28 protein-coding genes and 1 pseudogene are annotated in these 26,190 nt (G+C 42.7%); 22 read left to right on the top strand and 7 right to left on the bottom strand.

Annotated elements, in window-relative coordinates:
• The 16 genes and pseudogenes from ACFTRD_RS20270 to ACFTRD_RS20195 all read left to right on the top strand — a co-directional run.
• Positions 1-1,066, top strand: a 1,066-nt coding sequence (locus ACFTRD_RS20270; protein WP_379383047.1) for a hypothetical protein, incomplete at its 5' end; no start/stop codon positions are given.
• 11 nt (positions 1,067-1,077) lie between these two features.
• Positions 1,078-1,530, top strand: coding sequence for a hypothetical protein (locus tag ACFTRD_RS20265; protein WP_379383046.1), 453 nt, complete (start codon positions 1,078-1,080; stop codon positions 1,528-1,530).
• Positions 1,514-2,038 carry a hypothetical protein gene (locus ACFTRD_RS20260; RefSeq protein WP_379383044.1) on the top strand — a complete coding sequence of 175 codons (525 nt, stop codon included), beginning with the start codon at positions 1,514-1,516 and terminating at the stop codon, positions 2,036-2,038. Before ACFTRD_RS20265 ends, ACFTRD_RS20260 begins: the two co-directional genes overlap by 17 nt.
• A 415-nt stretch (positions 2,039-2,453) precedes the next feature.
• On the top strand, positions 2,454-3,170 hold the full coding sequence (locus tag ACFTRD_RS20255) for a deaminase domain-containing protein (RefSeq protein ID WP_379383042.1): 717 nt from the start codon (positions 2,454-2,456) through the stop codon (positions 3,168-3,170).
• Positions 3,171-3,183: 13 nt separating this feature from the next.
• Entirely contained in the window at positions 3,184-3,540 is a 357-nt protein-coding gene (locus ACFTRD_RS20250; RefSeq protein WP_379383040.1) for an Imm3 family immunity protein, read from the top strand.
• 1,294 nt (positions 3,541-4,834) lie between these two features.
• Positions 4,835-5,374 carry a T6SS immunity protein Tdi1 domain-containing protein gene (locus ACFTRD_RS20245; RefSeq protein ID WP_379383038.1) on the top strand — a complete coding sequence of 180 codons (540 nt, stop codon included), beginning with the start codon at positions 4,835-4,837 and terminating at the stop codon, positions 5,372-5,374.
• Positions 5,375-5,474: 100 nt separating this feature from the next.
• Positions 5,475-5,765 carry an SMI1/KNR4 family protein gene (locus tag ACFTRD_RS20240; RefSeq protein ID WP_379383036.1) on the top strand — a complete coding sequence of 97 codons (291 nt, stop codon included), beginning with the start codon at positions 5,475-5,477 and terminating at the stop codon, positions 5,763-5,765.
• Between the two features lie 170 nt (positions 5,766-5,935).
• Positions 5,936-6,178 (top strand): SMI1/KNR4 family protein, encoded by a 243-nt coding sequence (locus tag ACFTRD_RS20235; RefSeq protein ID WP_379383140.1) that lies wholly within the window; start codon positions 5,936-5,938, stop codon positions 6,176-6,178.
• A pseudogene (locus tag ACFTRD_RS20230) lies at positions 6,154-6,438 on the top strand (SMI1/KNR4 family protein); the annotation flags it as partial. The gene ACFTRD_RS20235 and the pseudogene ACFTRD_RS20230, both read left to right, overlap by 25 nt.
• A 245-nt stretch (positions 6,439-6,683) precedes the next feature.
• On the top strand, positions 6,684-6,863 hold the full coding sequence (locus ACFTRD_RS20225) for an HNH endonuclease signature motif containing protein (protein ID WP_379383034.1): 180 nt from the start codon (positions 6,684-6,686) through the stop codon (positions 6,861-6,863).
• Positions 6,806-7,144, top strand: a complete 339-nt coding sequence (locus ACFTRD_RS20220; RefSeq protein WP_379383032.1) for an SMI1/KNR4 family protein — start codon at positions 6,806-6,808, stop codon at positions 7,142-7,144. The genes ACFTRD_RS20225 and ACFTRD_RS20220 overlap by 58 nt, the downstream gene beginning before the upstream one ends.
• A gap of 363 nt (positions 7,145-7,507) precedes the next feature.
• Positions 7,508-7,981: an SMI1/KNR4 family protein gene (locus tag ACFTRD_RS20215; RefSeq protein WP_379383030.1), complete on the top strand. Its 474-nt coding sequence runs from the start codon at positions 7,508-7,510 to the stop codon at positions 7,979-7,981.
• Between the two features lie 174 nt (positions 7,982-8,155).
• Positions 8,156-8,737: a hypothetical protein gene (locus tag ACFTRD_RS20210; protein ID WP_379383028.1), complete on the top strand. Its 582-nt coding sequence runs from the start codon at positions 8,156-8,158 to the stop codon at positions 8,735-8,737.
• Between the two features lie 37 nt (positions 8,738-8,774).
• On the top strand, positions 8,775-9,671 hold the full coding sequence (locus ACFTRD_RS20205; protein ID WP_379383026.1) for a nucleotidyl transferase AbiEii/AbiGii toxin family protein: 897 nt from the start codon (positions 8,775-8,777) through the stop codon (positions 9,669-9,671).
• A gap of 140 nt (positions 9,672-9,811) precedes the next feature.
• Positions 9,812-10,255 carry an Imm48 family immunity protein gene (gene imm48 / locus ACFTRD_RS20200; protein ID WP_379383024.1) on the top strand — a complete coding sequence of 148 codons (444 nt, stop codon included), beginning with the start codon at positions 9,812-9,814 and terminating at the stop codon, positions 10,253-10,255.
• Positions 10,256-10,343: 88 nt separating this feature from the next.
• Positions 10,344-10,880 (top strand): RNA 2'-phosphotransferase, encoded by a 537-nt coding sequence (locus ACFTRD_RS20195; protein WP_379383022.1) that lies wholly within the window; start codon positions 10,344-10,346, stop codon positions 10,878-10,880.
• A 481-nt stretch (positions 10,881-11,361) separates the two neighbouring features.
• Here the strand turns inward: ACFTRD_RS20195 and ACFTRD_RS20190 are convergent, their stop codons facing one another.
• Together ACFTRD_RS20190 and ACFTRD_RS20185 are read right to left on the bottom strand one after the other, a co-directional pair.
• The gene (locus ACFTRD_RS20190; protein WP_379383020.1) at positions 11,362-12,219 is read right to left on the bottom strand and encodes an SDR family oxidoreductase; all 858 of its coding nucleotides are present in this window, start codon (positions 12,217-12,219) and stop codon (positions 11,362-11,364) included.
• Between the two features lie 137 nt (positions 12,220-12,356).
• A complete protein-coding gene (locus ACFTRD_RS20185) occupies positions 12,357-12,782 on the bottom strand; it encodes an Rrf2 family transcriptional regulator (RefSeq protein ID WP_192269176.1) in 426 nt (141 codons plus the stop codon).
• 379 nt (positions 12,783-13,161) lie between these two features.
• Between ACFTRD_RS20185 and ACFTRD_RS20180 the strand changes: the two genes are divergently transcribed.
• From ACFTRD_RS20180 to ACFTRD_RS20165, 4 genes are read left to right on the top strand one after another with little or no spacing between them, the layout of a single operon-like run.
• Complete coding sequence (locus ACFTRD_RS20180; RefSeq protein ID WP_379383018.1) at positions 13,162-15,495, top strand: ABC transporter permease; 2,334 nt, start codon at positions 13,162-13,164, stop codon at positions 15,493-15,495.
• A 12-nt stretch (positions 15,496-15,507) separates the two neighbouring features.
• Positions 15,508-16,275 carry an ABC transporter ATP-binding protein gene (locus ACFTRD_RS20175; protein ID WP_379383016.1) on the top strand — a complete coding sequence of 256 codons (768 nt, stop codon included), beginning with the start codon at positions 15,508-15,510 and terminating at the stop codon, positions 16,273-16,275.
• Between the two features lie 59 nt (positions 16,276-16,334).
• Positions 16,335-16,970, top strand: coding sequence for a TetR/AcrR family transcriptional regulator (locus ACFTRD_RS20170; RefSeq protein ID WP_379383014.1), 636 nt, complete (start codon positions 16,335-16,337; stop codon positions 16,968-16,970).
• A gap of 20 nt (positions 16,971-16,990) precedes the next feature.
• Positions 16,991-18,316 (top strand): MFS transporter, encoded by a 1,326-nt coding sequence (locus tag ACFTRD_RS20165; protein WP_379383012.1) that lies wholly within the window; start codon positions 16,991-16,993, stop codon positions 18,314-18,316.
• Positions 18,317-18,489: 173 nt separating this feature from the next.
• On the opposite strand, the gene ACFTRD_RS20160 is transcribed toward ACFTRD_RS20165, so the two are convergent.
• The 3 genes from ACFTRD_RS20160 to ACFTRD_RS20150 form a co-directional block, all read right to left on the bottom strand.
• Complete coding sequence (locus tag ACFTRD_RS20160) at positions 18,490-19,314, bottom strand: carbohydrate ABC transporter permease (protein WP_379383010.1); 825 nt, start codon at positions 19,312-19,314, stop codon at positions 18,490-18,492.
• A complete protein-coding gene (locus tag ACFTRD_RS20155; protein ID WP_192269155.1) occupies positions 19,315-20,187 on the bottom strand; it encodes a carbohydrate ABC transporter permease in 873 nt (290 codons plus the stop codon).
• A 102-nt stretch (positions 20,188-20,289) separates the two neighbouring features.
• On the bottom strand, positions 20,290-21,591 hold the full coding sequence (locus tag ACFTRD_RS20150; protein WP_379383008.1) for an ABC transporter substrate-binding protein: 1,302 nt from the start codon (positions 21,589-21,591) through the stop codon (positions 20,290-20,292).
• Between the two features lie 179 nt (positions 21,592-21,770).
• Here ACFTRD_RS20150 and ACFTRD_RS20145 point away from each other — a divergent pair, with 179 nt between their 5' ends.
• Both ACFTRD_RS20145 and ACFTRD_RS20140 read left to right on the top strand, forming a co-directional pair.
• On the top strand, positions 21,771-23,672 hold the full coding sequence (locus ACFTRD_RS20145) for a cache domain-containing sensor histidine kinase (RefSeq protein ID WP_379383006.1): 1,902 nt from the start codon (positions 21,771-21,773) through the stop codon (positions 23,670-23,672).
• On the top strand, positions 23,656-24,465 hold the full coding sequence (locus tag ACFTRD_RS20140; protein ID WP_379383004.1) for a response regulator transcription factor: 810 nt from the start codon (positions 23,656-23,658) through the stop codon (positions 24,463-24,465). Before ACFTRD_RS20145 ends, ACFTRD_RS20140 begins: the two co-directional genes overlap by 17 nt.
• Here the strand turns inward: ACFTRD_RS20140 and ACFTRD_RS20135 are convergent, their stop codons facing one another.
• Both ACFTRD_RS20135 and ACFTRD_RS20130 read right to left on the bottom strand, forming a co-directional pair.
• Entirely contained in the window at positions 24,466-25,095 is a 630-nt protein-coding gene (locus ACFTRD_RS20135) for a YfbR-like 5'-deoxynucleotidase (RefSeq protein WP_379383002.1), read from the bottom strand.
• Between the two features lie 269 nt (positions 25,096-25,364).
• Positions 25,365-26,147 carry a formate/nitrite transporter family protein gene (locus tag ACFTRD_RS20130; RefSeq protein WP_379383001.1) on the bottom strand — a complete coding sequence of 261 codons (783 nt, stop codon included), beginning with the start codon at positions 26,145-26,147 and terminating at the stop codon, positions 25,365-25,367.
• Positions 26,148-26,190 lie beyond the last annotated feature (43 nt).

The raw sequence follows: 26,190 nt of genomic DNA, 5'->3' as shown, positions 1-26,190 counted from the left end.
TATCGGGAGAATAGACATCACCGCCGAGGAGCTTGGTGACTATAATTACTGGCAGAAACAGAATCTGACGGTCGAACAGAAGAAGTATCTTGCCCTGCGAATTATGGCTCCCATGAGCGAAGAAGAATTATCTACGCTTATGGGAGAGTTTGAGCAATACGAGATGACTATGAAAGGATTGGACGGGGAGTTCAATGGATTTACGAGCAGAGTAAGTACGAAAAAGGGTTCTTCAGGTGTACCAGAATCTTCAGACCATCCAGGAACAACGGGTTCTCCAAGTGCTGCTTCTAAAGGAACAACGGTGACAGATAAACCGGCTACAAGCAAAACAAAGACATTTGTGAAAAAGTCAAAAGATGTGATTGTTAAAGCCGTCAGCGATTATTATAAAGAGAACCAAATCATCCGGTTTCAGCCTTGGGGCAACTTGGGAAACAACAAGCCCAAAGAGTCGGGTAGTGCTGGGGAAGTTAGTTCAGGAGGGAAAACAAGCTCGAACGCTGGGAATAAGTCAAGCGATGGGGCAGGAACAAGTTCCTCCAGCAATGGCAAGAAAACGAATCAGACCCCAAGCACTAGTAAGAAGTCCCAATCATCGGGTGAAACGGATAGTACGGGTTCGAGTTCAGGTACAGGGAAGAAGCCTAGCGATGGTGAAGGAACAGGCTCATCAGGCAGCGGCAAGAAAGAGGATCCATCTCCGAATACCAGTAAGAAGACCCAAACATCGGGTGAAGCGGACACTACAGGATCAAATTCGGGTACAGGGAAAAAATCGAGCGATGGTGAAGGAACAAGTTCATCCAGCACTAACAAGAAAGATAATCAGATTCCCAACAGTCATAATCAGTGGAAACAAGATTCATCGAAGAAAAAAGGAAAAGGTAAAGATGATAAAAAGAAAAAAGAGGAGGAAAAACGTAAAAGGGAAGAGGAAGAAAGACAAAAAAGTGAATCAGAGGCTGAGGGACGGGAAAAGATACGAAGAGGTATGGTGATCCTCCCGAGGAAGAATTTAAATTTAAGATTGAAATTGCTGCTGAAAAGAAAGCTGAAGAAATAAGAAGTACAGGATTGAAAGATATAGAGGATTTTGCTAAGAATACAGGTTTGGAGTTACAGGATGCAATTGATTTAAAATCACATCTGTTTCTTAATAAATATGATCTTCCAGCTTACGATGAGAAAGGTTTATACTTTTATAAAACTAGATTAACACCTGATCCCGAAGTAATATATGCTTATCACAAAGTTCTGGATGGAGAACTGACTCCTGATCAGAAAAAATGGTTTCAACAGTTAAAAGCACATGAATTAGATGAAAAAGCACGAATGGATTCTGGGGCAGAATACTATAGGCATCCAGGTTCTTGGGATTTCGAGTCGAAAACCTGGAAATCAAAGCCTCCTGGTGCACATGATAATGCTGTAGCACAACCTGAATTTGGAACATTTCCTGGATATAAGGAGGAAAGTTCGAGATTTTATAAAATCAAAAAAGGTGATGAATATGAGATTGTCTTTTAGTAGTGCGGTGCAAAAAATAAATGAAATAGACTGGAATACAGGAGAAAAGCCCAAAGAATCACATTCAGCTCTGTTAGCTGAATACTTGAGAAGAATTGCTGTCTTTACAAGTTCTTATATTTCTAATCAAAGCCCATTAGGAAGTCCGGTTAGAGTCCTAAATATTGAAAACAATGATTTGCTGCTAGAAATTGATAGGGTTGTGGATGAAAGTTTGCCTGACATTAACAACCCTATACACTATAAAATATGTAGAAATTATTTAGAAACAGCATATGTTGTTGAAAAAGGCTTATCGGAAGTCTTAAAAGTAGCAAATATTTATGAACCTATTATTAAGTTTTTTGAAAGAGGTGGGAAACTAAGATTCGATAGCGACAGGGCTTTGAGCTGTGGTAGTGCTGCTTTTGTTCTTGAAAATTGGATTGATTTTCATAGCAGTAGGCTAGAAACCGATATAAGTGACTCTAATTTGGAGAGAATTGATCTTAATAATAATGATGTTTAGTTAATCTCGATATCGTACCTCGAACGCGTCAATTATGGTTAGATATTACCATGATTGACACGTTTTTTTGATTTGTACCTCCAACATCCATGCGCACCATGCACCGCCAATAAAGGAGAAGGAGATAACGAAGTCAAGTATATCACCGCAACTGACTTATTTTTTTGTTTCTTAGCTTTCTTGCGTTTCTCAAATTTACTTTCTACTGTAGAGGAACTGAATTTTGCACATGCAGAAGTGAATATCGAAGGTAAGCCCATGGAAAAATAAAATTGGCGATGGTGAAGGAGCAGGATCATCAAGTGGTGGCAAGAAAGAGAGTCATGATTCAAGTCATGCATCTAGTACGTCGGGGAAAAAGTCGGATAATGCCAATGAGTTAAGTTCGAAGTCCGCTCAGACAAACAAGGAACAAGTGGAAAGCCCAACTTCGAATGCTACAAAGAACGAAACTCCGAACGGAAAAAATGAGTGGAATAACTCTCCATCTAAGAGAAAAGGAAAAGGTGAAAATAATAAAAGAAGAAGGGAAGAAAAGACTCGAGAAACGGAAAAACCTGAAGTGAAACAGGGTGAAACACAACTTGAACACAGGTATACTATTGATCCTAATACTGGAAAACAAATTGATTTTGTATGGGTACCCTCAAGGAAGATTGATCCTATAGCCGACAAGGATGTACTTGACCGAGTATCAGAATTAAAAGGTATACTTTCAAATTCTGTACTTAAGAAAGTTGGTAATTTTGCATGGATGAAGGTTAATATCGAAGGTATCACAAAAAAAGAATTTTATGCCCACAGTCGAGTGAACACAAGGAGCGGAAATACAAAACTGAATGACATTTCAATTATAGAGGAAGGGAGAACTCCAGTATTTAAAGCTACGGAAGCTCCAGGACCGGATGGAGTGCCTTATTCGAGAAATCCAGATTCAGAATATAAAATGTTTAATGATTTAGCCTATCAACTCGGTGATAATGTAAAGGTAAAGGGCCATATTAAACTTTTTACTGAAAAAGATACATGTGGTAGTTGTAATAATATTATAAGTCAATTTAAGGCGAAGTATCCGAATATAACAATTGAAATTATTCATAATGGGGGCATCCCTGTTATTCCAAAAAATTAGTGGAGGTATTTATATGCACTGGGAATACGAGGAATTGTTTGAGGCAGTAAATGAAACATACCATGAATTTAAGTTAGAAAATATGAGTGGCACTAAAGCATTATCTAGAACACTTAGCGAATTTGAAACAACAATGAATCTCGGTATTTTTGAAAAATCTATAATAGTTATAGCTTACGGAGAGATATTATTAACTCATGTAGAGGTGTTTCATAAATCTAAAGAGTATTTGTTAAAAGAATTGAAAGGTTTGAGTCTACATCAACTAAAGGATAAGTTGCCTTTAGAACAATTTAACGATCTTAATACACGCAGAAAGGTAATATTAGAAAATATTGAACAGAAGCCTGTAACAACTATACTAGATTAGAATTGGCAGTAATGTTGTTGATTCATTTTATTTGTGATTGCACAGATATTCTTTACAGTGTACAAAGCCAGAATGTGATAGTTTCTATAAAAGTTTTTAAGTTTCCTTATTTAGGAGGGTGAAAAGCGCCGAATAAGCCCGATAGCTAGTTACTAGCAGACTTAACTTAGTCATATTTGTATAAAGGTTTTGTCGTCTCAGTTCTGTGCACACTTAGAATTTGAGGTGAAGTTATGCTTTTAAATGATGTTGTGTCTAGTGTTAAGAAGCTTGACTGGAGTTCCGTTGGAACAGTGATTTCTAAGGAGAATGAGAGATTAGGATATGAATTTTTCAGAAGATTGGCTTCTTTTTTTTAAGTGGAAAATATAACACCCATTTCCCCTAAGTTTACTGATACATCTTGTCTTTTAGGTGACACTAGTGAACTAATAGATTTTAAATTATTTTTCAATGAGGAAATAATAAAATATATGAATCAATTTTCTGATGTAGAATTATTTTTAAATTTTTATTTGAAGTTGGGGAAATATGTAGAGAACCATCCCCAACACTCCAAGTATATGTTCGTGTATGAACCATTGTTGAAAATCCTAGAAAGAAAGGGGGCATTCGTGTTTAGAGTAAATGAGTTGGAAATTATGGGGGTGAGTCATCTTCCTTTAGGAGGTTGGTATGAGAGATTTTTAAATAAACCTCCATGCGAGATTGACGACTTATAATTACTGATCAAAGATATCGTAGCCTATATGTGTTAACATCAAGCTTTAATAGAGAATTAGAAATAGGATTACATTGAACAGGTTGATTATGGATGGAAACAACCATGATTAACCTGATTTTTGTTAATCTCGTTCTCTCATAGGTTTTTTTAATCAATCAGAAGAGTTTTTACAGTGTAGGGTTAAAAAAAGGTTACTGCTGTTCAATTTTATGTAGAAGAAATGATTTATTTTGAAAGTTGCCTCCAGTTTAAACAAATTTTAATCCAAGTTTATATCGTCTACCTATAAATGATTATTTTAAAAAATCTCCATATGCTTTTAATCCGATCCAAAATCTAAATTAGGAATTAATATTGGTTTAAAGAGGATGAAAGGTATAGGTTTTAGTGAAAATCAATTACTTTAGATTCCATTTTTATACAGGACACGATGATATACAAAAAACTTATTCCAACATGAGTCTTTCATAGAATAAGTGTGAGATTTATTCTAATATCGATTTCCAGAAAAAAGATGACGTAAGAAATTGCGAGGAAATGTTTTATGAGCTAATGGAGGTATAAGGACACATGGTGAACATTTCAAATTTTGTTTTTAAAGAGAACATGCCGGCAAACGTCATTGAGAAGTACCAATCTGTAATACCTATTCAACTAATTGAAGTATGGAAGGAATATGGACTGGGTAGTCTTTCCAATGGATATTTGAGAATTATTAATCCTGATCAGTATATAGAATTATTACAGGATACCTACAGTCGAGCAAAATTAGCAATTCCTCTATTTACAACAGCAATGGGAGATATATTGATTTGGGAAGATGGATACTTAATGGCGCTTAACTTCAGAAAGCATGAAGTAAATGTTATAGGGAAAAATTTCAAGTACTTTTTTGGGGACATAAATGATGAATATTTTTTGAATAAAGCTCTTGACTGGTCTCCCTATCTTGAAGCGCTTGAAAAATATGGAGAGCCTGCTTACGAAGAATGTTTTGGCTATGTGCCTCTTTTAGGATTAGGTGGATCAGAGAAAGTTGAGAATTTAAAAAAAGTTAAATTTATTGAGCATATATATATAATCAATCATTTTATGGGACCAATGGAATGAAAATAAAAAATGGAGACCGATATAAATGTTTAACCGTAGGTATTATCTTCTATACGGGGCATCTATAGGAGGTATATAAAAGCTAATTGGAGAATGGAAAATGAGAATAATTTGGAAACGTACGGTTGGAGATATTAGTGAAGATATAATTAATAAGGTTGAAAAAAAATATGGTATACAATTTCCTGATGACTATAGAGAATGTGTTAAAAACTATAATGGTGGGCATCCTGTACCGAATATATTTTCCTATGATGATGGAGGAGAGGGAGTTTTTGACCATTTACTAAGCTTTACAAGTGAGCCTAATATTGTTGTAGTTTATGAATTTATAAGTGATTTCATGCCAAAAGGGATATTTCCATTTGCAATAGATCCTTTTGGCAATTAGCTTTGTTTTGATTACCGAAAAAGTGAAAATTCACCTTCAGTTGTTTTTCTTAACAATGAAGAATTTGGTGAGGATTCCATTACAGAGGTATGTAACAGTTTTTCTGAGCTTTTAGAAACATTACATGAGGCCAGCGATGAATTTTATTGACTTTCTTGATAGGTGGGTGAATAAGTATCAATATAGATGAAAATATTATTAAAAAAAGTTCATATCCTCCTGTAAGTCTCCAGGAGATCGAGACAGTCGAGAAAAAGTATAATATCATTTTTCCTGATGACTATAAGAAATTTTTAATGTTACAGAATGGTGGCAACACTGGTGCTAGAAGAAGATTTACTACAAATGATGACCAAAAAGAAGGTGAAATAGAGTCTTCTATTTTGATGTTTTTCCTTTGTCTCATAATTTAAATAATAATTCAGAACAAAAGTATCGTCTGTACACAGAAGCAAATGTTTTATCGAGAATTTATTATCCAATAAGTGAGACACCGAGAAATAATTTAGTGTGTATTGTAGTAGAAGGACCTAATAAAGGGAATGTATATCATTTCGATATGGATTATGACAATTATATTGAAAAGAAACTTCCTCTAGAGGAAGCACATATCAGACTGATCGCCAAAAGTTTCATTGACCTTTTGGATAGTTTATTTGTTTCCCGGACGTAGGAATAATCATAATTAAGAATTAATAGCTACGAGTTGCAATCAAAGGGCCTATTCCATCAGAACAATTTAGATGGGATAGGTATTTTTGTGAGAACAGACTTCTAAATTGTCAGTTCCTCGTGAAAGATCACACACAGTTCCTCGACTACCCTGATGGGTGAATTCGAGCAACATGAGATGACTATGAAAGGATTGGACGGGGAGTTCAATGGATTTACGAGCAGAAAAATTTACCAGAAAACATAATGAAATTGGTTAACAACGGATCTTATACATGGCATCACACTGAAGTACCGGGGAAAATGCAATTAGTTCCCTTTTGTATACACAACATTACTACTCATAATGGTGGTAGATCAACCGGAATGTGGGCAGATGCATTCCTGAAAGACGTTCTTTTAGTTGTAATAGTCATAATTACTTAATTACTAGATTCTTGTGCATTCTTGAAGATCCAACCGACAATGAACTTGGAATATTTGATATTGACGCAACAAAATCCCAACTTGATGAGGACTTAATAGGAGTTGCCTTGTTACCAGTAGCTGTTCTATTTTCTGGTGATTTTCTATGCTTAGATTTTCGTGAATCTAGAAATTCTCCTAATGTTTGTGTCTGGGATCACGCAAATTCTGGTGAATTCGATCCAGTGAGTTATTTTTTGGCGGAAAGTTTTAAAGATTTTTTGGCATTGTTAACTAAATAAACAAAACAATATACAATCAATCATTTTATGGGACCAATGGGATGAAGGAATGGTAGATTCATGATTCACTATGATTATACAAATTGGATTGGATACGAATTACAGTTTTGATGATCAGTTACTTATTTGGTGATGTGAATATTTTTGTTATTTACCATATAATGAATAAAGTAGAGGATTGATAATTATGTATCCAGAAAAGTATCCTGATAATCCATTATGAAACATAGCAGATTGGGTGGGACTATGAGTTTTAGAGCTAAATAAAATATAGCAAAACACAGGTTAGATCGAGAATACATAATTTCCAAAGTTAGTGTCCAGGTGGTGCATGCCAAAAGATAAGAATAGGGAGTGGAAAAAGTGAGATTGGATGCTAATACGATTGTCTTTCCATTGCCAATCGATAAATTATTAGATGTAGTTGAGCGAAGCTTGAGAGTTTCATTTCCCGAAGCTTATAGAATTTTTATTAAGGAGAATAATGGAGCTGTACCAATCACAAATATCTTTAGTTTTAATCAGCAAGAATACACAATTGAAAAATTTCTTTGTATATTGAATGACAGTGAGTCTGATCCCATAAATGGTTGGTATGATATTGAAGCTACTATTGCACAAATAGAGGATAGATTAACTGACAATGAAGATTTAGTGGGAATGAATGTAGTTCCTATTGCGGCTCTTTTTTCAGGAGATTTTATTTGTTTGGATTTCAGAGAAACAGAAGAGCCTGCTGTAGTTATTTGGTTTCATGAAGAATCAGAGAAGTTTTCTCCTGTGACACAAAAGGTCGCCCTCAATATATCTGAATTTTTTGAAATGCTAAATGAATAAGGTTACTCTAGTTCATGTTAGCACGTGGTCAATTCACCGTATATCTGTAGACTATAGTCCATTAAAAATATCTGGAAGAATTCGATTTAAACGATGTGGCTGAACGATTAACAGAAGATGAGAAGATAGAGCTATCTTTTGACAGATGACCAAAACTAGTTAGGAAGTGACCCGATGGAATTTGAATATCATGTAACCATGAGTGATCTGAAGCATAATGAGAAGGAAACCTTTATCAACATCTGTAATGACCAGAACGTGAAGCACGTGTTGATCGTCTTGGACCAAGGTGAATATATTAATCAACCGATGATTACAGGTATTGTACATAGCACGGATTATGAAGAAGTAAAGGATGTTATTGAAGAGGTTACCACGAAATTCCGGGTTAATGGATTCACGGTTGTTCGGACCAAAGTGGAAATTCCCGCAAAGGAAGAGACGTATTTTGATCAGCCGATGCTGGCGCAGTCCAAGCCTTATTTCGAATGGCACGGTAAAGTATATGTTGATGATGTGGGCAGGTTGAAGCAGTTGTGCCCCGGATCAGGCGGACATATCTCACGGAACTCGTTGAATGCGAATGGAAAAATTAGATTCGTAACGGTCCGAGAATATGAAAGTGCAGAAGATTTTTATCGGAGAGTTGAAGAGATTCATGCCATTTTGCATATGAACAAGATCGAACTGTTAAAACAGCAATATGAACTGTGCATCTACGATAGCCGGGAAGAATTGGATCGTGGATGGATCTAACCGGATGTTGAGTACGATGAATTGAGGAGGAGAACGGTTGTCTGGAAAAAACATAAAAATGCACCTCTTAAATGAGGATGAGAGATTCATTGTGGTGTTAGAAGCCTTATTGAAACGTGCCACTCTAGTAGATGGCCCATTTATATTAAAAGGTAGCTTGTTAACCAGACAGTATTTGGAGAATCCAAGTATTCGGTATGTTGATGATATTGACTTTTTGTATGCAGGTCGAATTGAGACCGAGGATGAAGCCAATGAAATTTTTACAGATTGGATGATTCGGGTAACTGAGATGGATCTGAATGACGGTATCGTATTCCGAAGCTTTCGGGAGAATACCTTTTGGCGCAGAATAGACTACGCGATGGCGGATGATTTTCCCACGGTGAACACGGAGCTTGCCTTTTATATTGATAGTGAACCAAGGAAAGAAGATATGTATGAGGATGAGCTGCACCTGGATATATCTTTTAATCTGGACTTGGAAGAGCAATCTGTTGCTCTATTGTATCAACCTATGGTTGGTGAAGCTTTTGTCGTTCCTCACACCGTACCACTCTCTATTCAGATTGCATGGAAGCTACATCAATCGATAGTGAGGCCCCGGTTTAAAGACCTGTACGATTTGCAGCATCTGTTGTCTAACCCGTCATACGATCAACAGGCTCTCCAGGAAACCCTACAGACCTTGGTCAACGAGTGCAGTATGGATCCAGCCATTACGAGAGAGGATATGAAAAAGGTACTGGTTGACGATCTTCATGATGTATATTCGAGGTTAAACTACGATTATGACCTCCAGTATTATGCAGGAAGTCGTAGTTCTGAAGTGTATTTTCTGGACTTTGTCTCGGAGCTGCGCCAAACGATGAATCACGTCGGGATTAACAGTGAGGCATATGAACACTTACCAAGTTGCACTACGCATAAATAGCCTTCTCATTTACAAGTAATCTGAAACATCGATTGTGGATTTGCAAATGGATTTGAAACGAACACCCAAACTTCGATACAATGTTGTCATAGAGTCTGAGAGAATGGATCCAATACGGCTCAGAAATGGAGAAATACAACATGACTGATTATATCAACGCTGAAGATATTAACGACGTAATTTTGGCTGGGGCGGCTTCAGAGCTGGAGCAGATGGTAGGCAAAATTTGTGAACTGATCAGTACGCCTTTGGAACAGACAACGGAACTGGAGCGTCAGGTGATTGCTGCTTTTGGATTTGGCGCTGTATATGGCATTACCCATCGGGATCAACTAGGGGAGTCGCAGGCTCATGCATTGAGCATCCGGATGCTGATTAAGCCGTTTAACTACAGTGAACAGCAGGCTGTCGATTTTGCCGATGACTTGATTCGGGTGGCTTCCGATCGTGAAGTTCATCCTGTGATGAACACGATTATTCATCGTGGGATTGATGGACACCGTCAATTCAACCAAGAGGACGATGAAGGGTTGGCTGGCAACATTCAGGAGATTTTGGCGGCAGTACAACCGGAAAGAAACTGAAGAAGCAGAGCGTTCAGCCTTTCACGTAGTGGTTACAGATAGTATAAATTTCTAACGAATTGTTTAACTTGTTTGGGAGATGATCGCAATGGATCTGATGAAATTAAGCAAGGAACTTTCCTACGTCTTGCGTCACGCCCCTTGGGAGTATGAGTTAGAGCTGGACGAAGAAGGCTGGGTGGAGATTCCCCAATTGTTAGTGGCTTTACATGAAAGTCCACAGTGGAAGGAAGTCACGGAAGCCGATCTGGAGCAGATGATTCAAGCCTCGGAGAAAAAGAGACATGAGATCCGTTCTGGCCGCATTCGGGCATTATATGGTCATTCGACTCCGCAAAAGATATCCAAAATACCTGCTGATCCACCGGAGATACTCTATCATGGTACCCCATTGCGGTCGGTTGCTTCCATTATGGAACAAGGTTTGCAGCCTCGCCAAAGGCAGTATGTACATCTGTCCGCAGATATCGATACTGCCAATCAGGTGGGAAGAAGACGTGATGACCAGCCGATAATACTGAAAATTAATGCCAATCAAGCGGCCAAAGACGGAATACTCTTTTATCATGGAAACGAAAATATTTGGCTGGCCGATCATATCCCGGCACGTTACATCGAGCAATAATCACTGTCTCGAAGTCCAAGCCGGCTAGTAGACCCTTTTCTAAGGAACTCAGGACGTCTTATTTCGCCTTCAGATGCTCTTTCTAAAAAGTAAGGAACCTCAGACACGTTATTTCCTGAATTTCCTGACAAAAACGCTGTAAACAGCTGTTTATTCTGATATAGCGTGTCTCAGGTTTCTTAGATTTCTGTGGTCACTTTAAATCCCTGAATAAGACGCCTCCGATTCGTTAGTACTCGCTTACTTGTACATTCAAGATGCCATGCCCTGACACGTTCATGTCGGCTTACGCTTTCAGTGGGTTTGAAGACACGCACTTGTATAAGTGATCTGTTCAGCTTCCAGATGGTGTTATAGTTCTTAACTGCACAAAAAGGGACACATTCAACATTCGTTGATGTGTCCCTTTTTGATTTCCATTACTTCTCCTCTATGTATACAGAGAGAGAGTTCGGATCTGGAGAGTTTTCGTACCCAAAACTTACTTGCCCAAAATCGCTTTAACACCCTCGCTCAATGGTTGAGCCGGACGGCCAAGTAATTTCTCCAATGTGTCGCTTGCTACAGCCAGTGCACCTTCACGGATGGCACTTTGCATATCTACGAGCATGGAGACAACAAAGTCTGGCAGACCTGCACCTTTCATGATCTCAGCGTATGCGGCATCGTCCACGTTTTGTACGTTGATCTCCTGTCCCAGCACTTCACCAACAATGGCAGCCAGTTCAGCCTGAGTACGCAATTTGCCGGACAGCTCATATACGGTATTTTCATGTTTCTCCCCAGCAAGAACAGCTGCAGCAGCATGAGCATAATCGCTGCGAGTAGCCCAGCCTACTTGGCTGGAGTTAGTTGCATGCACCCAAGGTGCGCCCTGGGTAACTGCTTGCACACTACCTGCTTCATTTTCCAGGTACCAGTTGTTGCGCAGGAAGGAATAAGGAATGCCGGATTCGCGGATCGCCTGTTCTGTGGCGCGATGTACTTCAGCCAGGGAAAGAGTGTTATTCTCTGCATTCACAACGCTGGTATAAGCGATGAATCCAACTCCTGCTTTCTGGGCAGCGTCCACGGCAGTCTGATGTTGGCGAATACGCGTTTCATTGTCACCATCGGTGGAAATGAGCAGCAAACGGTCCACGCCAGCAAACGCTTTTTCCAATGTTTCCGGTTGATCGAAATCACCGTGACGAACGTCAACGCCCTGAGCACGAAGAGCTTCCGCTTTCTCGGGGCTGCGTACACTTACAGCCAGATCCCCAGCAGATACCGTTTTTAACAAAGCCTCTACGACCAGTGAACCCAAATGACCTGTTGCTCCCGTAACTAAAATTTTCATTGATATTTCCTCCTATGGGGTGTGTTTTGTATCGACACTAATCTGAAATGTCAATCTACATGAATGGATGTAATCGTAGATGTTATAACAGGTGTGATTACAACGAAAGGTTAAAAAAAGCTCATAATGAGCTTTTTTTATTCAGAGACGTGAACCTGATCCATCATCTGTTGTATCGTTACACGATTCAAGCGCTGCTCCATGGCTGTCTGAGCCTCAATAAGTTCGGCACGCAAAGTTTGTTCGATCATGCTGCCAACCGGACAATTTGGATTCGGATGTTTGTGGAAGTTGAACAACTCCCCATCCTCGACGACTTCAAGAGCTCGATATATATCCAAAAGGGTAATATCCGCCGGGTCCTTCAACAAGGAAGCACCGCCGACACCGGGTCTAACCTCAATCAGGCCGGCCTGTTTCAGCTTGGACATGATCCGTCGAATAATCACGGGATTCGTATTCACGCTTTTGGCGATATAATCTCCAGTGCACTCATTGGGCACAACAGCGACCAGAGACAGCGTATGAACCGCAATGGAAAAGCGACTGCTGATTTGTTTCATAGATGATCACCACCGTTGTAACTATAATAGTTACAAAAAAAGACGTTGTCAAATTTTTTTGTTTAAACGGCAATTTACATTTGGAATATTTCGTAATTATAGATGATGATAATAACCAGAATAAATAGAAAAAAATATGTTAATTGACAAATATTTTAGTGAATATATAATCTGATTATCTACACAAATGTATATATTGAGAAAATCGTTCTAAGACGAAATGCAGGGGGAGTGATACCTATTTTTAAAAATTTTTAAACGAATTAGCTTCTCATAACTTCTAGTTATAAACATGTGATTTGAAATAATATTTGTCCATAATGATCTGACTCCAGATTAACTTCAAACTACCAGTTTATGGGAGGAGCCATGTTCGTTTATGCTGCTACGAATGCTGAGAAACGATATAACGAGAAAGAAAGGGATTACGGCTGCGTTATTTATTTTTGTACTGCTGGCCGCCTTGCTGGTATCTTCGGGGTCAAGGATGATTATGGAACTAACGAGTTCCATTCAATATCTGTTCTCTGAATCCAAAACACCGCACTTTGTACAAATGCATGCCGGAGAGCTCAATCAGGCCAAAGTGAACACGTGGGCCGAGGAAAATGCCATGGTTGAGCATCATCAGATTGTGGAGATGGTCAACATTGACGGCTCTAACCTGTTTCTCGGAGCGGAGTCTGAAAAGAACAGCGTTATGGACATTGATTTTGTTACACAGAATCAGGGTTTTGACTACTTGTTGAATCTGAACAGTGAGATTATACAGGTTAACGACGGCGAGATCGCAGTACCGGTATATTACATGCAGCAAAACAAATTGAATGTGGGTGATCAGGTCCGGGTAGGTAATGGACAGTTTGAGCGTTCCTATACGATTGTTGATTTTGTCCGTGATGCTCAGATGAATCCGTCGGTTGTCCACTCCAAACGTTTTATTGTGAGTTCAGGGAATTTGCAGGAACTGAAACAGAGCATCGGGGAAATGGAGTATCTCATTGAGTTCCGGTTGACTGATCCCGGACAGACGGGAGATTTCACCCAGGCTTACCAAAATGCCGGGCTTCCCAATGCCGGGCCAGTTGTAACCTACGGGCTGTTCCAGGTATTGAATGCCATGACCGACGGAGTTATTGCAGCCGTCATTATTCTGGTCAGTCTTGTGCTGATCCTGATCGCGATGCTCTGCATCCGATTCACGATGCTGGCGACCATCGAAGAGGACTATCGTGAGATCAGTGTCATGAAAGCGATTGGTATCGCCGAGAAGGATATCAAGAGACTGTATCTGATGAAGTATATTTTCATGGCCGGATTAGCTTCCGTGCTGGGTTACATTGCATCGCTCGGAGTTAACAGACTATTCGTTTCAAACATTATGTTGTATATGGGAAAAGCGCCTGCAACCCTGCTGCATTTTGCAATTCCTTTAGTGACAGCCGGATTGATATTCACAATGGTGGTTCTGTTCTGTCGAACGGTACTGCGGCGTTTTCGTTCCATCTCCGCGGTGGATGCTCTCCGTACCGGAAGCCTGGGAGACACTCAGCTCATTCGGAATCGGCTTAGTTTGTCCCGCAATCGCTGGTCTTCCGTACCCGTCTTTCTAGGTCTGAAGGAAGTCATACAGCGAATAAAGATGTTCCAATTATTATTATTCGTCTTTGTGGTCAGTTCATTTATCATGATTGTGCCGGTCAACTTCCTGAACACTTTACAGGCGCCAAGCTTTATTTCCTATATGGGTGTTGGACAAAGCGATATTCGCATTGACTTGAGGCACACAGACGATGTAGAGCAGCGTTATGCCAGTCTGGTTGCCCAGATCCAAAATGATAAAGATATCAAAACGTATTCCCCATTGGTAACGAGCCAGTTCAAGGTTCGGAATGCAGAAGGAAGTTACGACAATCTGAGTGTGGAAACCGGGGATTTCAGTATTTTTCCATTGTCCTATGTTAGCGGGAATGCGCCAACAACCGAGAATGAAATAGCGCTATCGGATGCAAACAGCGGCGAGCTGGGTCTGAAGACAGGTGAGCAGCTTACCCTGCTGGTTAATGGCAAGGACCAGGTGATGACGGTCAGTGGCATATACCAGGACGTTACGAATGGTGGGAAAACGGCGAAGGCTTTGTTGCCCTACAACAAGGATAGCGTTTTGTGGTACGTGGTCAGTCTGGATCTGAAAGATCACGGGGAAATGGCTGCCAAAATAGCTGAGTATGAGACGTCCTTCTCTCCAGCCAAAGTAACGGATCTTCAAGGATATCTGGATCAGACGCTTGGAGGAACCATCCAGCAATTGAAATTGGTTACGATGCTGGCCTTGGTCATCGGTGTCTTCATATCCATTTTGATTACATCTCTGTTCCTTCAGATGTTAGTAGCCAAGGACAACAATGACATTGCTGTATTAAGAAGTCTCGGCTTTGCCTTGTCCAAGATCAAGTTGAAGTATGTCGTGATGTCACTTGTCATATTGATTGTTGGGGTTGTTGCTGGAACGATATTGTCCAATACATTGGGTCCGTTACTGGTCAGTGGCATCATGTCGACGTTTGGTGCTTCGAATATTGTTTTTGTTGTTAACCCGCTGCAGGCTTATATTTTGTGCCCATTGCTGCTTGCAGGCACGATCGTACTGACAGCATGGGTCAGCATACAATCGATCAAGGAAACTAGCATATCCAAAATGATTGTGGAATAGGGAGGATTAACGATGACAACTATACTTGAAGCCAAAGAAGTGAATAAATCCGTAGCGATCGGCGAGAATGAAGAACATAGCATCCTGAAAGATATCAACCTTCAATTAAAAAAGGGAGAGTTTGTTTCCGTCATGGGTCCGTCCGGTTCAGGCAAGTCCACGTTATTGTACAACATTAGCGGCATGGATCAGATTAGTGCGGGCAGCGTCTATTTTAATGGCAAAAAAATATCCGCATTTCAGGAGAGAGACCTGGCAAGTCTGCGTCTGACCAAGATGGGGTTCATTTTTCAAAATATTCATCTGCTCAAGAATCTGAATCTGTTGGACAATATCGTACTTTCCGCATATCTTGCCAAGAACAGCAGCAGAGAAACGATCAATACACGGGCGATGTCACTGATGAAAAAAATGGGGATTGACGGGCTGGCTCAGCATAACATCACCCAAGCCTCGGGAGGACAGCTGCAGCGGATCGCTATCTGCCGCGCGCTTATTAATAATCCGGATATTCTATTCGGAGATGAACCGACAGGGGCTCTGAATTCCAAATCGACGTATGAAATTATGGATATTCTGGGCGATATTAATGCAGCAGGTACAACCATTTTGCTCGTAACCCATGATGTCAAAGTCGCTGCCAGATCGGAACGAGTGCTGTTTATGATGGACGGCAAACTGGTTGCAGACAAAAATATGGGGAAATATGCAAGAGAACGTCAGGATCTGAAGGCAAGAGAAACCCATCTGGCGCAATGGTTGACTGAAATGGGGTTCTAAAAAAAGAAATTAATGACTACAATAGACCGACAGTCGGTCGACGTATCGGAGGCAAGGATATGAGATTGATGAAAAACCCGGAAGAACGCAGGAACGAGATTTTGGATGCGGCAGAGACTCTGTTCGTGACCAAGGGATATACCAAAGCAACGGTCATGGATATCCTCCAGGCGTGCAACATTGCCAAAGGCACATTTTATTATTATTTTCAGTCCAAGGAAGAGGTTATGAACGCCATCGTCATGCGTTTTATTCTCAGTGGGGAGGCATCAGCCAAGCGCGTGGTATCCGATCCCAAACTGAACGCCCATGACAAAATTTTTCGAATCATGATGGCACAGAATCAGCCTGACGACAGAAAGCATGATCTCATCGAGCAATTGCACAGTGTCCATAATGTGGAGATGCACCAAAAGAGTCTCGTGGAGACGGTAATTCGGTTAAGTCCGATCTTGGCTGAAGTGGTGGAGCAGGGCATTCAGGAAGGGGTGTTTCACACACCTAACCCCAAGGAATCCATCGAATTTCTGCTCGTATCGTCCCAATTTTTGCTGGATCGAGGCATCTTTCAATGGGAGGAGGAAGAACTCCAACAAAAGGTTGAAGCCTTCACGCATATTATGGAACGTGTTCTGGGAGCAGAAAAAGGAAGCTTTGCCTACGTCACCCGTCTTTATTTTCCACATCAAGCTTAACCAAGAAAGGCGTGCTATCCATGGAACATACCGTTCAAAAATCATTTCGGAAATTTCTGGTTGTATGGTTCGGTCAGCTTATCTCCATGATCGGGATTGGTCTTACAGCCTTCTCGCTGGGGGTATATGCCTTCGAAAAAACGAATACCGCAACAAGTGTTGCGCTGATTACCTTGTTCACGTTTCTGCCGAACCTCCTGCTTCGACCGATTGGAGGTGTGCTGGCTGATCGGTTCGACCGTCGAACCATGATGATCATCGGCGACCTGGGATCGGCGGCGGGTTTGATTTTCATTCTGTCGATTATGCTTACGGGTGATATCCAGTTATGGCATATCTATGTGGGAGTGGCCTTTAGTTCCGTGTTTTCCGCACTGCAAAGCCCGGCATATAAGGCCTCTGCCACCGACTTGCTGGATAAGGATCAATTCTCCAAAGGAAGCGGTCTTGTGCAACTGGCTGAATCCTCGAAGTTTCTGTTTTCACCCATCCTTGCGGGTATTCTGCTGAGTATAACAACCATTGAAGTCATTCTGGTCATTAATATTCTGACATTCCTGGTTGCTATTCTGGCTGTGTTGGTTATTCGGAAGAGCATGAAGGTGGAGCGAGAGGATAAAGAAGACAAAAACTGGATGACTGATATTCAGGAGGGCTGGAGAGAAGTTGTAACCAACAAGGGAGTACTGCTGCTGGTCATGATTATTTCTCTGGTCACCTTCTATCTGGGATTCCTGGAGACACTTATTGGCCCGATGCTGCTGTCCTTTACAGATGCCAAAACACTGGGGACGTTTCAGTCCGTTAGCGCGATTGGCATGCTGATCAGCAGCTTGTGCATCGGCATATTTACGATGACGAAGAAATACGCAAGTGTACTGGTAATGGGTCTGATTTTGTGCGGCCTGTCCTTCTCGCTTCTGGGGGTATCCACCAACATTTATTTTATTATCTTCGCAGGTTTTCTGTTCCTGTCATCACTGCCGTTTGTCAATATGAGCGCAGATGTGCTGGTACGTAACAATATCGCCAACGAAAAGCAGGGCAGGGTATGGGGCATTATTGGTATTCTGTCACAGCTCGGGTTCGTGATAGCATACAGTTTGGCTGGATTTCTGGCCGACCATGTGTTTAATCCACTGATGATGGAGGGTGGAGCACTGGCGTCTTCCGTTGGTCAGATCATTGGAACAGGGCCGGGAAGAGGCATTGCCCTGCTGTTCATCATAGCGGGTCTCTTCGTTATTTTGATCGCGCTTATCACATCCCGTTTGAAAATGATCAAGTCGTTGGAGCAAGACACCGACATCGCTCCGCCCGATTCTGCCGGTTTGGCGCACGATTAATTCAGAATGAATGTGTGACGGTTAAAGATCTCCACAGCGAAAGCCCTCGTCCGAAGCAGGTGAACGGTCTGGTTGAAGAACCAGACACACATGCTTTGCAGACAAGGGCTTTTTGACTGTGAAGTCAGCAGTTTTTTATAAAAAAGGTTTGGGATATCGTCATTCAAGTGATCTTATCCCTTCACCGCCCCGGAAGTGAGACCGCCAACAATATATTTCTGCCCAATCAGGAACACAATCAACACAGGCAGGGAAGTAAGCACGATATCCGCACTCACCAGATTCCACTGAGCACTGAACTGCCCGAAGAAGTTATATACAGCCAGTGTCATCGGCCACATCTCGACAGTATTGAGCATGTAGAGCGGAGCGGTAAACTCATTCCAGACACTCAGGAAATTAAGAACAAACACCGTCACCAGTACAGAGGTTAACAGAGGCACGATAATTCTGAGAAACAGCTTGATCCCGTTGCACCCGTCCATTATGGCTGCCTCATCCAGTTCTTTTGGAATATTGGACACAAACGCATACGTGATGAATAGCGAGATCGGAATGCCCATCGCTGTGTACAGCAGAATCATGCCCATATGCGAATTAATCATGCCCAGGGATTTCATCACTTCCATTAAAGGGATGTAATTGAGCGGCAGTGTGATGCCGAGAATCAGGAAGAAGTACAGGAACTGACTGAACTTCGAATGATTGCGCGACAATGTAAAGGCCGAAAACGCCACAACAAACACAAGCAGCAGGGAAGAAGCCGTTGAATGCAGCAGACTGTTGAAAAAGGAACCTCCCAAATGTCCCTGTTCATAGACAATTTTATAATTTTCAAAGATAAACTTCTCAGGCAGGGTCAGTTTCAGTACTTTTGCTTCGGCATCGGACTTGAATGAATTCAGGACAATGACGACAAAAGGAATCAATACCACCAGGCTAAGCAGCCAGGCGAGTACATTTAATCCGATGGAAACCAGCTGTTTTTTCACTCGCATCTAGAATTCCACCTTTCGGTTCATCAAGCGGATAATGAAGAAGGAGATGATCGCCATAATGACAAACAGAATCGTGGATAACGCACTGCCGAGTCCCCAATAGCCTTTCGCAAAAGAGGAATACACCGCTGTGTTAATCACATCTGTCGCGTTGCCTGGTCCACCGTTAGTCAGCACGTATACGGCATCGAATACCCGCAGCCCGTACGTAATATTAAGCACCGTGGCGATTGTGATCGTAGGCATCAGCATCGGAATGGTGATCCGAAACAGCTTCTGCCCGAAGCCGGCACCATCAATGGATGCCGCTTCATAATAATCACGGGGAATGGCGAGCAGTCCGGCGATGAACAGGACCATGATGTACCCCATCCCTTTCCACGTATCCACCGCCATGATGGATGGCATGGCCCAGGTCAGTGAGCCCAGCCAGTTCTGGGCCAGAACGTCCAGACCGAGCGAACGCAGCGTCACGTTAACGAACCCGTTGTTGGGATCGAGCAGGCTTTTGAATACCAGGCCGACGATCAGGAATGACAGCACCTGGGGTGAAAAAATGATCATCCGATGCAGATTGGCGGCCTTTACACCGCTGACCAGCAGCAGGGCAAGGAAGAGACCCAGCACCGTCTTGGCGATGGAGGTAATCAGGGTAAAAAGTACTGTATTCTTAATAAAAAGTAAATACGTGGGATCACCCGCCAGAATAGTGCGGAAATGTTCCAGGCCTATAAAGTTCTTCTCCGAACTGTAGCTGTTCCAGTCGGTGAAGGAATAGTAGATGCCCAGCAGGGCGGGAGCGACGATGAACAGTAGATATAATACAATCGCTCCGGATGAGAAATACCAGGGATAGATCTTGTTCGCATTCATAATCCGTTACACCTGTCCTTCCTGCCAACATCCATGAGCGGGCGATGCCCGCTGCATGCAACACTGGTCAGCCTTATATTATAGGTACCGGCCTATACGCTGTTATTGCCACGCTTCATCCTTCAGCACTTTGGCTTGCTCAGCCCGGCGTTTATCAATATTCTGCAATATTTGATCCGGGGTCATTGCTCCGGCGAACATGCCGGAAAGATCCTTGCCGATATCCATCCATTGCGGATCAATGTACTTCACGGCTGCCTGCATCACCGTACCCTTTTCATGATTTTTCTCATAATCGATATAATCCTGCGTCAGCTTCGGTTCGATTTCTGGCCAGCAGATCGTCAGATTGCCTTCACCTTCATCAAAGACACGCTGCAGATGATCATGCTCCGTAATCCAGCGGAAGAATTTCAGTACTTCCTCAGGATGTTTGCTGTTTTTGTTGCCAAACATGGCTGCTGAACCACCCGGGTTCACACCAATGGTCTGGTTGTCTCCCCACGGCATGACGAAGAATCCCATATTGTCCGCCATCGCCGGATAAGCCTCGGACACTTCCTTCTCCGTACCTGGAACCCGCAGCAGCATGGCTGCTTTCTCCTGACCGAAGGCCTCGATTCCCGCTTCAACGGTATTGGATAGGAAATCCTTGCCGAAATAGCCGAGGTCCGCAAATTCTTTCAACTGTTCAATGACCGTCTTGAGCTGCGTCAAATCTTCGACTTTCATCTCATTGTTGTTCAGCTTCTCATACGTTCCCGGCGCAGACTGCTCATAGTTAGGCCCCGTTTCGAACAAAGGCAGAACTTGATACCATCCACTGGCAGGTGCCTGATAGAAAGGGATGATGTCTTTATCCTTGATTTTCTGGCTGATCGCCTTGAATTCTGCATATGAAGTTGGCGGCTCAATGCCAAGCTCTTCAAAGATGCGTTTGTTATAGTACACATACCAGATTTTTGTGGGTGCAAAAGAAACGCCATATACCTTGTCCTTGTGACTGACTGTTGGTAAAATCTCCTCCGACATGCGACCCGTAAATTCTTCCTTGGTCAGATCAATCGCGTTTTCTTCCGGTCTTACGTTGGCAGGCATGCTAAGCGGGTCCACATCAACGTTGAAAATATCAGGAGCTTCACCGGAGGCGAGCTTCACCTTGATCAAGTCACGCCACTGGGCGTCAGGTACCACCTGAAAGTCAATTTTGACGCCAGTTTCCTGCTCATACTCCTTAGCCATCGTCTGCATGATCCCTGTACGTGGAATACCGGACTGGCTTGTTCCGAAGGTGAGTGTTACCTTGTCATTGCCGTCCGCATTTTTACCGGAGTTGCATCCGGCAAGCAGCAGGGTGGAGAGCAGCAGCACACTTGCAAAGAAAAATAGAAATCGTTTTCTCATGATTGAACCTCCCAGAATAAAAAGAATAATTGACACTTGCCGAAACGCTTAATGTAAGCGTATTCTTATGTGGATAACTTTACTGTGAACGACGAATGTGCTCAATAGACAAAAGCGTTCTGTTGAGTGGACATTTTCGAATGACGCAATAGACTTAAGTCAAGAGGATGAGGTGTGAGATGGTTCGTTATCGCTTTAGAACGCTTCAGCAAAGTCTGTTTGCCTATTACTCTGCGGTGTTTATAATCTTTTCGCTCATTGTAGCAGGCCTTCTGTATGTTTTTCTCGCAAGCGATATCCGTAATCGTAGTGAGGAGCAGCAGAAGCAACTGGGGGTATCGATGGTAGGCAATCTGGATCAAGAGGTTGTCAAAATGAACAATTTTTCCATGAACATTGTGTATTCCAATCTGGTGAAAGAACATTTCAGTCATTATTTGTCTCCGGCGGAGGACAGTGAACAGACACTGGGGAGTGATCCGGCATTTTACAAGGATACAACGACATTGATTGATGTCATTCTGGCGATTATTAGCAGCTCCAACACGGCGAAACAGGCGAATATCTATGACGTGAATGGCAAAATGCTGGGGGCAGGGGCTTTTAACGGTCAAATGTCGGTAGACCTCACTCAACGACCATGGTACGAGGAAACGTGGGAGAGGAGTGGCTGGCGGGTCATCCGGCTGTTGGATGGGGGAAGTCTGCCTATGCCTACAGAGGAGGGGAAGTCCGGGAATCCGTATATCTCTCTCACTCGCGTATACAAAGACGGGAATTACGTCAGTCAGGGAGTCGTTGAGATTCTGCAGGATGCGGGTACCTTGTTCCAGCATTTGAATGAAGTACAGGGTGGTCATGATGATCTTCGCATTTATGTGATGGACGAGCGAAATACACTATTATATCCTTTTGCTTCTGATGATCGAGAGTTGATTGAAAACAGTGCCTACGTTGTAGAGAGAGTTCGTAATGGTGACGAGGCATCAGGAACGATGCAGGAAATTGCTGATCCGTATGGGAATTCGAAACAGATGATGACATACACCACCTCACAGGAGACAGGATGGACCGTTGTCGTTATGCAGTCCAAGCAGTCCCTCTTTGCAAATCTGAATCGCATGGCTCTTCTGTTTATGGGGGCTACTTTGGGTACATTGATGCTTATTCTGCTTCTCTCCTACCTGATCTCGAAGCGTGTCACTTTGCCGCTCCATCGTTTGCAGCGTATTATTCAGAAAACAGGTGTGCATGATCTAACCACGGGTGAGGACTCGGGTCAGTTGTTTAAGCTGGATCGCCCGGGTTCCATCCGCGAGATGGATGAACTGAATGATACATTTATCAGACTGAATCAACAGCTTGTACAGTCCTTTCAGGATATGATGGCCATCAAATCACAGGAGACGGATGCCAGATTGCTGGCCTTGCAGTCCCAGATGAATCCTCATTTTCTGTATAACAACATTACGAACATCAGTATTATGGCGGAAGAAGGCATGAATGGACAGATTGTTGCGTTCTGTGGTCATATTGCTTCCATGCTGCGTTATATCTCGGCCCCGAACAAAAACGGTGTCCCATTATCCAAAGAAATCGACTATTGCGAACGATACCTGGAGTGTATGAAAATCCGGTTTGAAGATGATCTGGTCTATGAATTTCATATCCCTGATGCAATGAAAGACATTCAGGCTCCGATGCTTCTGATTCAGCCTCTGTTGGAAAATGTCATGAAATATGGACTTGGGGATACGCCACCCTGGAGGATACATATCATTGGAGAACTGGACACAATAGCAAAGGCATGGCAAATAACAGTAGAAGATAACGGACCTGGCATGGAACCCGAGGCGCTTAACGCCATACAGCAATACATGAAGAAATCACAGGAATGGGAGCGTATGCCTGAGCTGGAGATGGGCGGGATGGGCCTCCGGAACATTTGGATCAGACTGAAGTTATGGTATGGCCCCGCAGCTCGTATTCATATTGTAAACAAGCTTTCTGGTGGAGTGAGCATTACCATTGGAGGTTCCATTCGAAAGGAGCACCGTTCAATCCATGACGATGACGTATAGAACCATTATTGTCGAGGACGAGGCATTGATTCGCCGCAATGTATCGCGTAAATTCAGGGAGCTCAGCACACGTTTCGAGGTGATTGGTGAAGCGAGGAATGGACAGGAAGCATTACAGCTGATTGAACAAATGGTGCCTGATCTGGTTGTTACCGATATTCAGATGCCAGTTATGAATGGGCTGGAACTGGCGAAACATCTGTATTTTGCCTATCCACATGTCAAGATTGTAATCCTGAGCGGCCACCACGAGTTTGAATATGCACGTCAGGCGATCCGTTATAAAGTGGAGGATTATCTCCTCAAACCACTCACGGAGCAGCAACTTCGGACGCTGCTGGACGCGATGGAATTAAAACTCGGCAGTGCAGAGGATTCGCTGGCCCATGTCAGCGCAGTGCAGGACGAACAGGTAAAGCCGGAAGATATTGCAGAGGCTGTCAAACGGTATCTGAAACAGAACTATATGCATGAAATCACGTTGCAGGATATGGCAGGACAGATGCATTTCAGTGTGGATTACCTGGGAAAGTGCTTCAAAAAAGTAACGGGCGAAACACCGCTCAAATATATGACAGGACTTCGAATCAATGAAGCGAAGCGCATGCTCGTGACTCGCGAAGATATGGATATCAAAATCGTAGGCAAGGCAGTGGGGTACAGCGATTCTCATTATTTCAGTCGTATTTTCAAAAACAAAACAGGCCTGTATCCGAGTGAATATCGTCAGCAGTCACAACAACGAAAAAAAGCCCTGTCCCTGGATCATGAGAACCAAGATGACTTGGGCTGATTATTGGGACAAGGCCTCTTCCGTGATTTGGCGGATATCAAATGGGGAACGGTTGCCTTCCTCAATGATGTCGGGGAGAATATGCTCGAGAAAATAGTGTACACAGTGGAGGTCAATATTTTTGATTTTGATCAGGGCATATCGGTACATCACGATAAATTCCTTTTCGGTGTTGCCACGTTGCAGTTCAGCAAATGCCTCGTAGACCTGATCCATTTTGTCGGCCACTTCCAGAATGAGTCCTTCGACAGAGTTGTCTTTGCCTTCACGCAGTTGTTTGCGGAAAATGTCCTTGAATTCTTCCGGGATATTTTCGTTGATAAAATGTTCAACCATGCCTTCTTCCACCTGTTGCAGCATGGAGCGCAGCTCAAGTGAATGATGTTTGACGGGTGTTTTGATATCGCCGATGAATATTTCGCCATAATCATGGCTGCTGGTGATTTCGTAAAGCTTCTTCCAATCGATGGTAACCCCGTTCATTTCCTCAATATCGGCCAGGCTTTTGGCGTATTGCACCACTTTCCAGGAATGGGCGGAGACGCAGTGCTCTTCAAACTTAAATTTTCCAGGGGTCCGAATAATGCGTTCAAGATCATTCAGTGACCTAAAGTACGTGTGAATTCCCATATTAGCGATCATCCTTTGTTAGTTTGGTAGTATGGTAGTATGAACCGACTATACTCCAGTTATATTAACCCTGGATTAACAATGTATACATGAAAGGTAAAATGGGCTAAACAGAAAAAACCACCATGTCCTTTTGAAGATAAGTCAAAGGAAGAATGGTGGTGAAGAAATGGTAATGAAGATGTACAAGCAGATTAAACTAAATGTTGGTATACATCTGAGCTCCTGCAAAAAGACTGTTAACGAAAGTGAACTATATCGTAGGCGATCTAGCCTTTTTTTCTCACAGGGGAAACAAACCAGTAGGCCATGCCGACAAATAGAGCTCCTCCGATAATATTACCGAGCGTGACCGGAATCATGTTATGCATCCAGCCTGCCAGAGTAATCGTATCCGGGTGGTTTGGCAGCAGCCAGGACAAGGATAGCAAGGTCATATTGGCGACACTGTGTTCATAACCACTGGCGATAAAGGCGTACAGACACCACCAGATGAGGACAAGTTTGGCAATATCCTCTTTCGAGCGGGCGGCCATCCAGATCGCCAGACAGACCAGCCAGTTACAGAGAATGCCACGGAAGAACAATTCGCTAACGGGAGCGGCCATCTTTTTGGCAGAAACGACAAACAGCAGATGTTCCGGTGTAGCCGTCTTGAAGAGACCACTGCCCACAATGAGCAGACTGAGCAGAACAGCACCGATCAGATTGCCCAGGAAGACAAGCCCCCAGTTTTTGAGCGTATCTCGAACGGAAGTCCGGCCTGCCAGCGTGCTCATGGTGAAAAACATGTTATTACCTGTGAACAGTTCCGATCCGGCAAAGATAACGAGTGTGAGGGCGAGTCCAAAAGACATGCCCATCAGCATCATTTGCAGTGGTGACTGAGCAGCAAGCAGCGGGGCACCGATACTGAATATCAGAATGATGCCAAGACCTACATAAGCACCAGCCATCAAGGCTGCAACCATGTAACGTGGCAGGCTGGCATTCATTTGATCCCGTTTTTTAACTGCAGCTTCAATAATGCCTTCAACATTGGGTGTATACATGACGATTTCCTCCATTTGGTGCATCTATCGTTGACAGTGAAAA

The organism is Paenibacillus sp. NPDC056933 (assembly GCF_042674385.1).
In the GTDB taxonomy this organism is placed as follows: domain Bacteria; phylum Bacillota; class Bacilli; order Paenibacillales; family Paenibacillaceae; genus Paenibacillus.
This window is presented reverse-complemented; position numbering and strand designations above follow the sequence as displayed.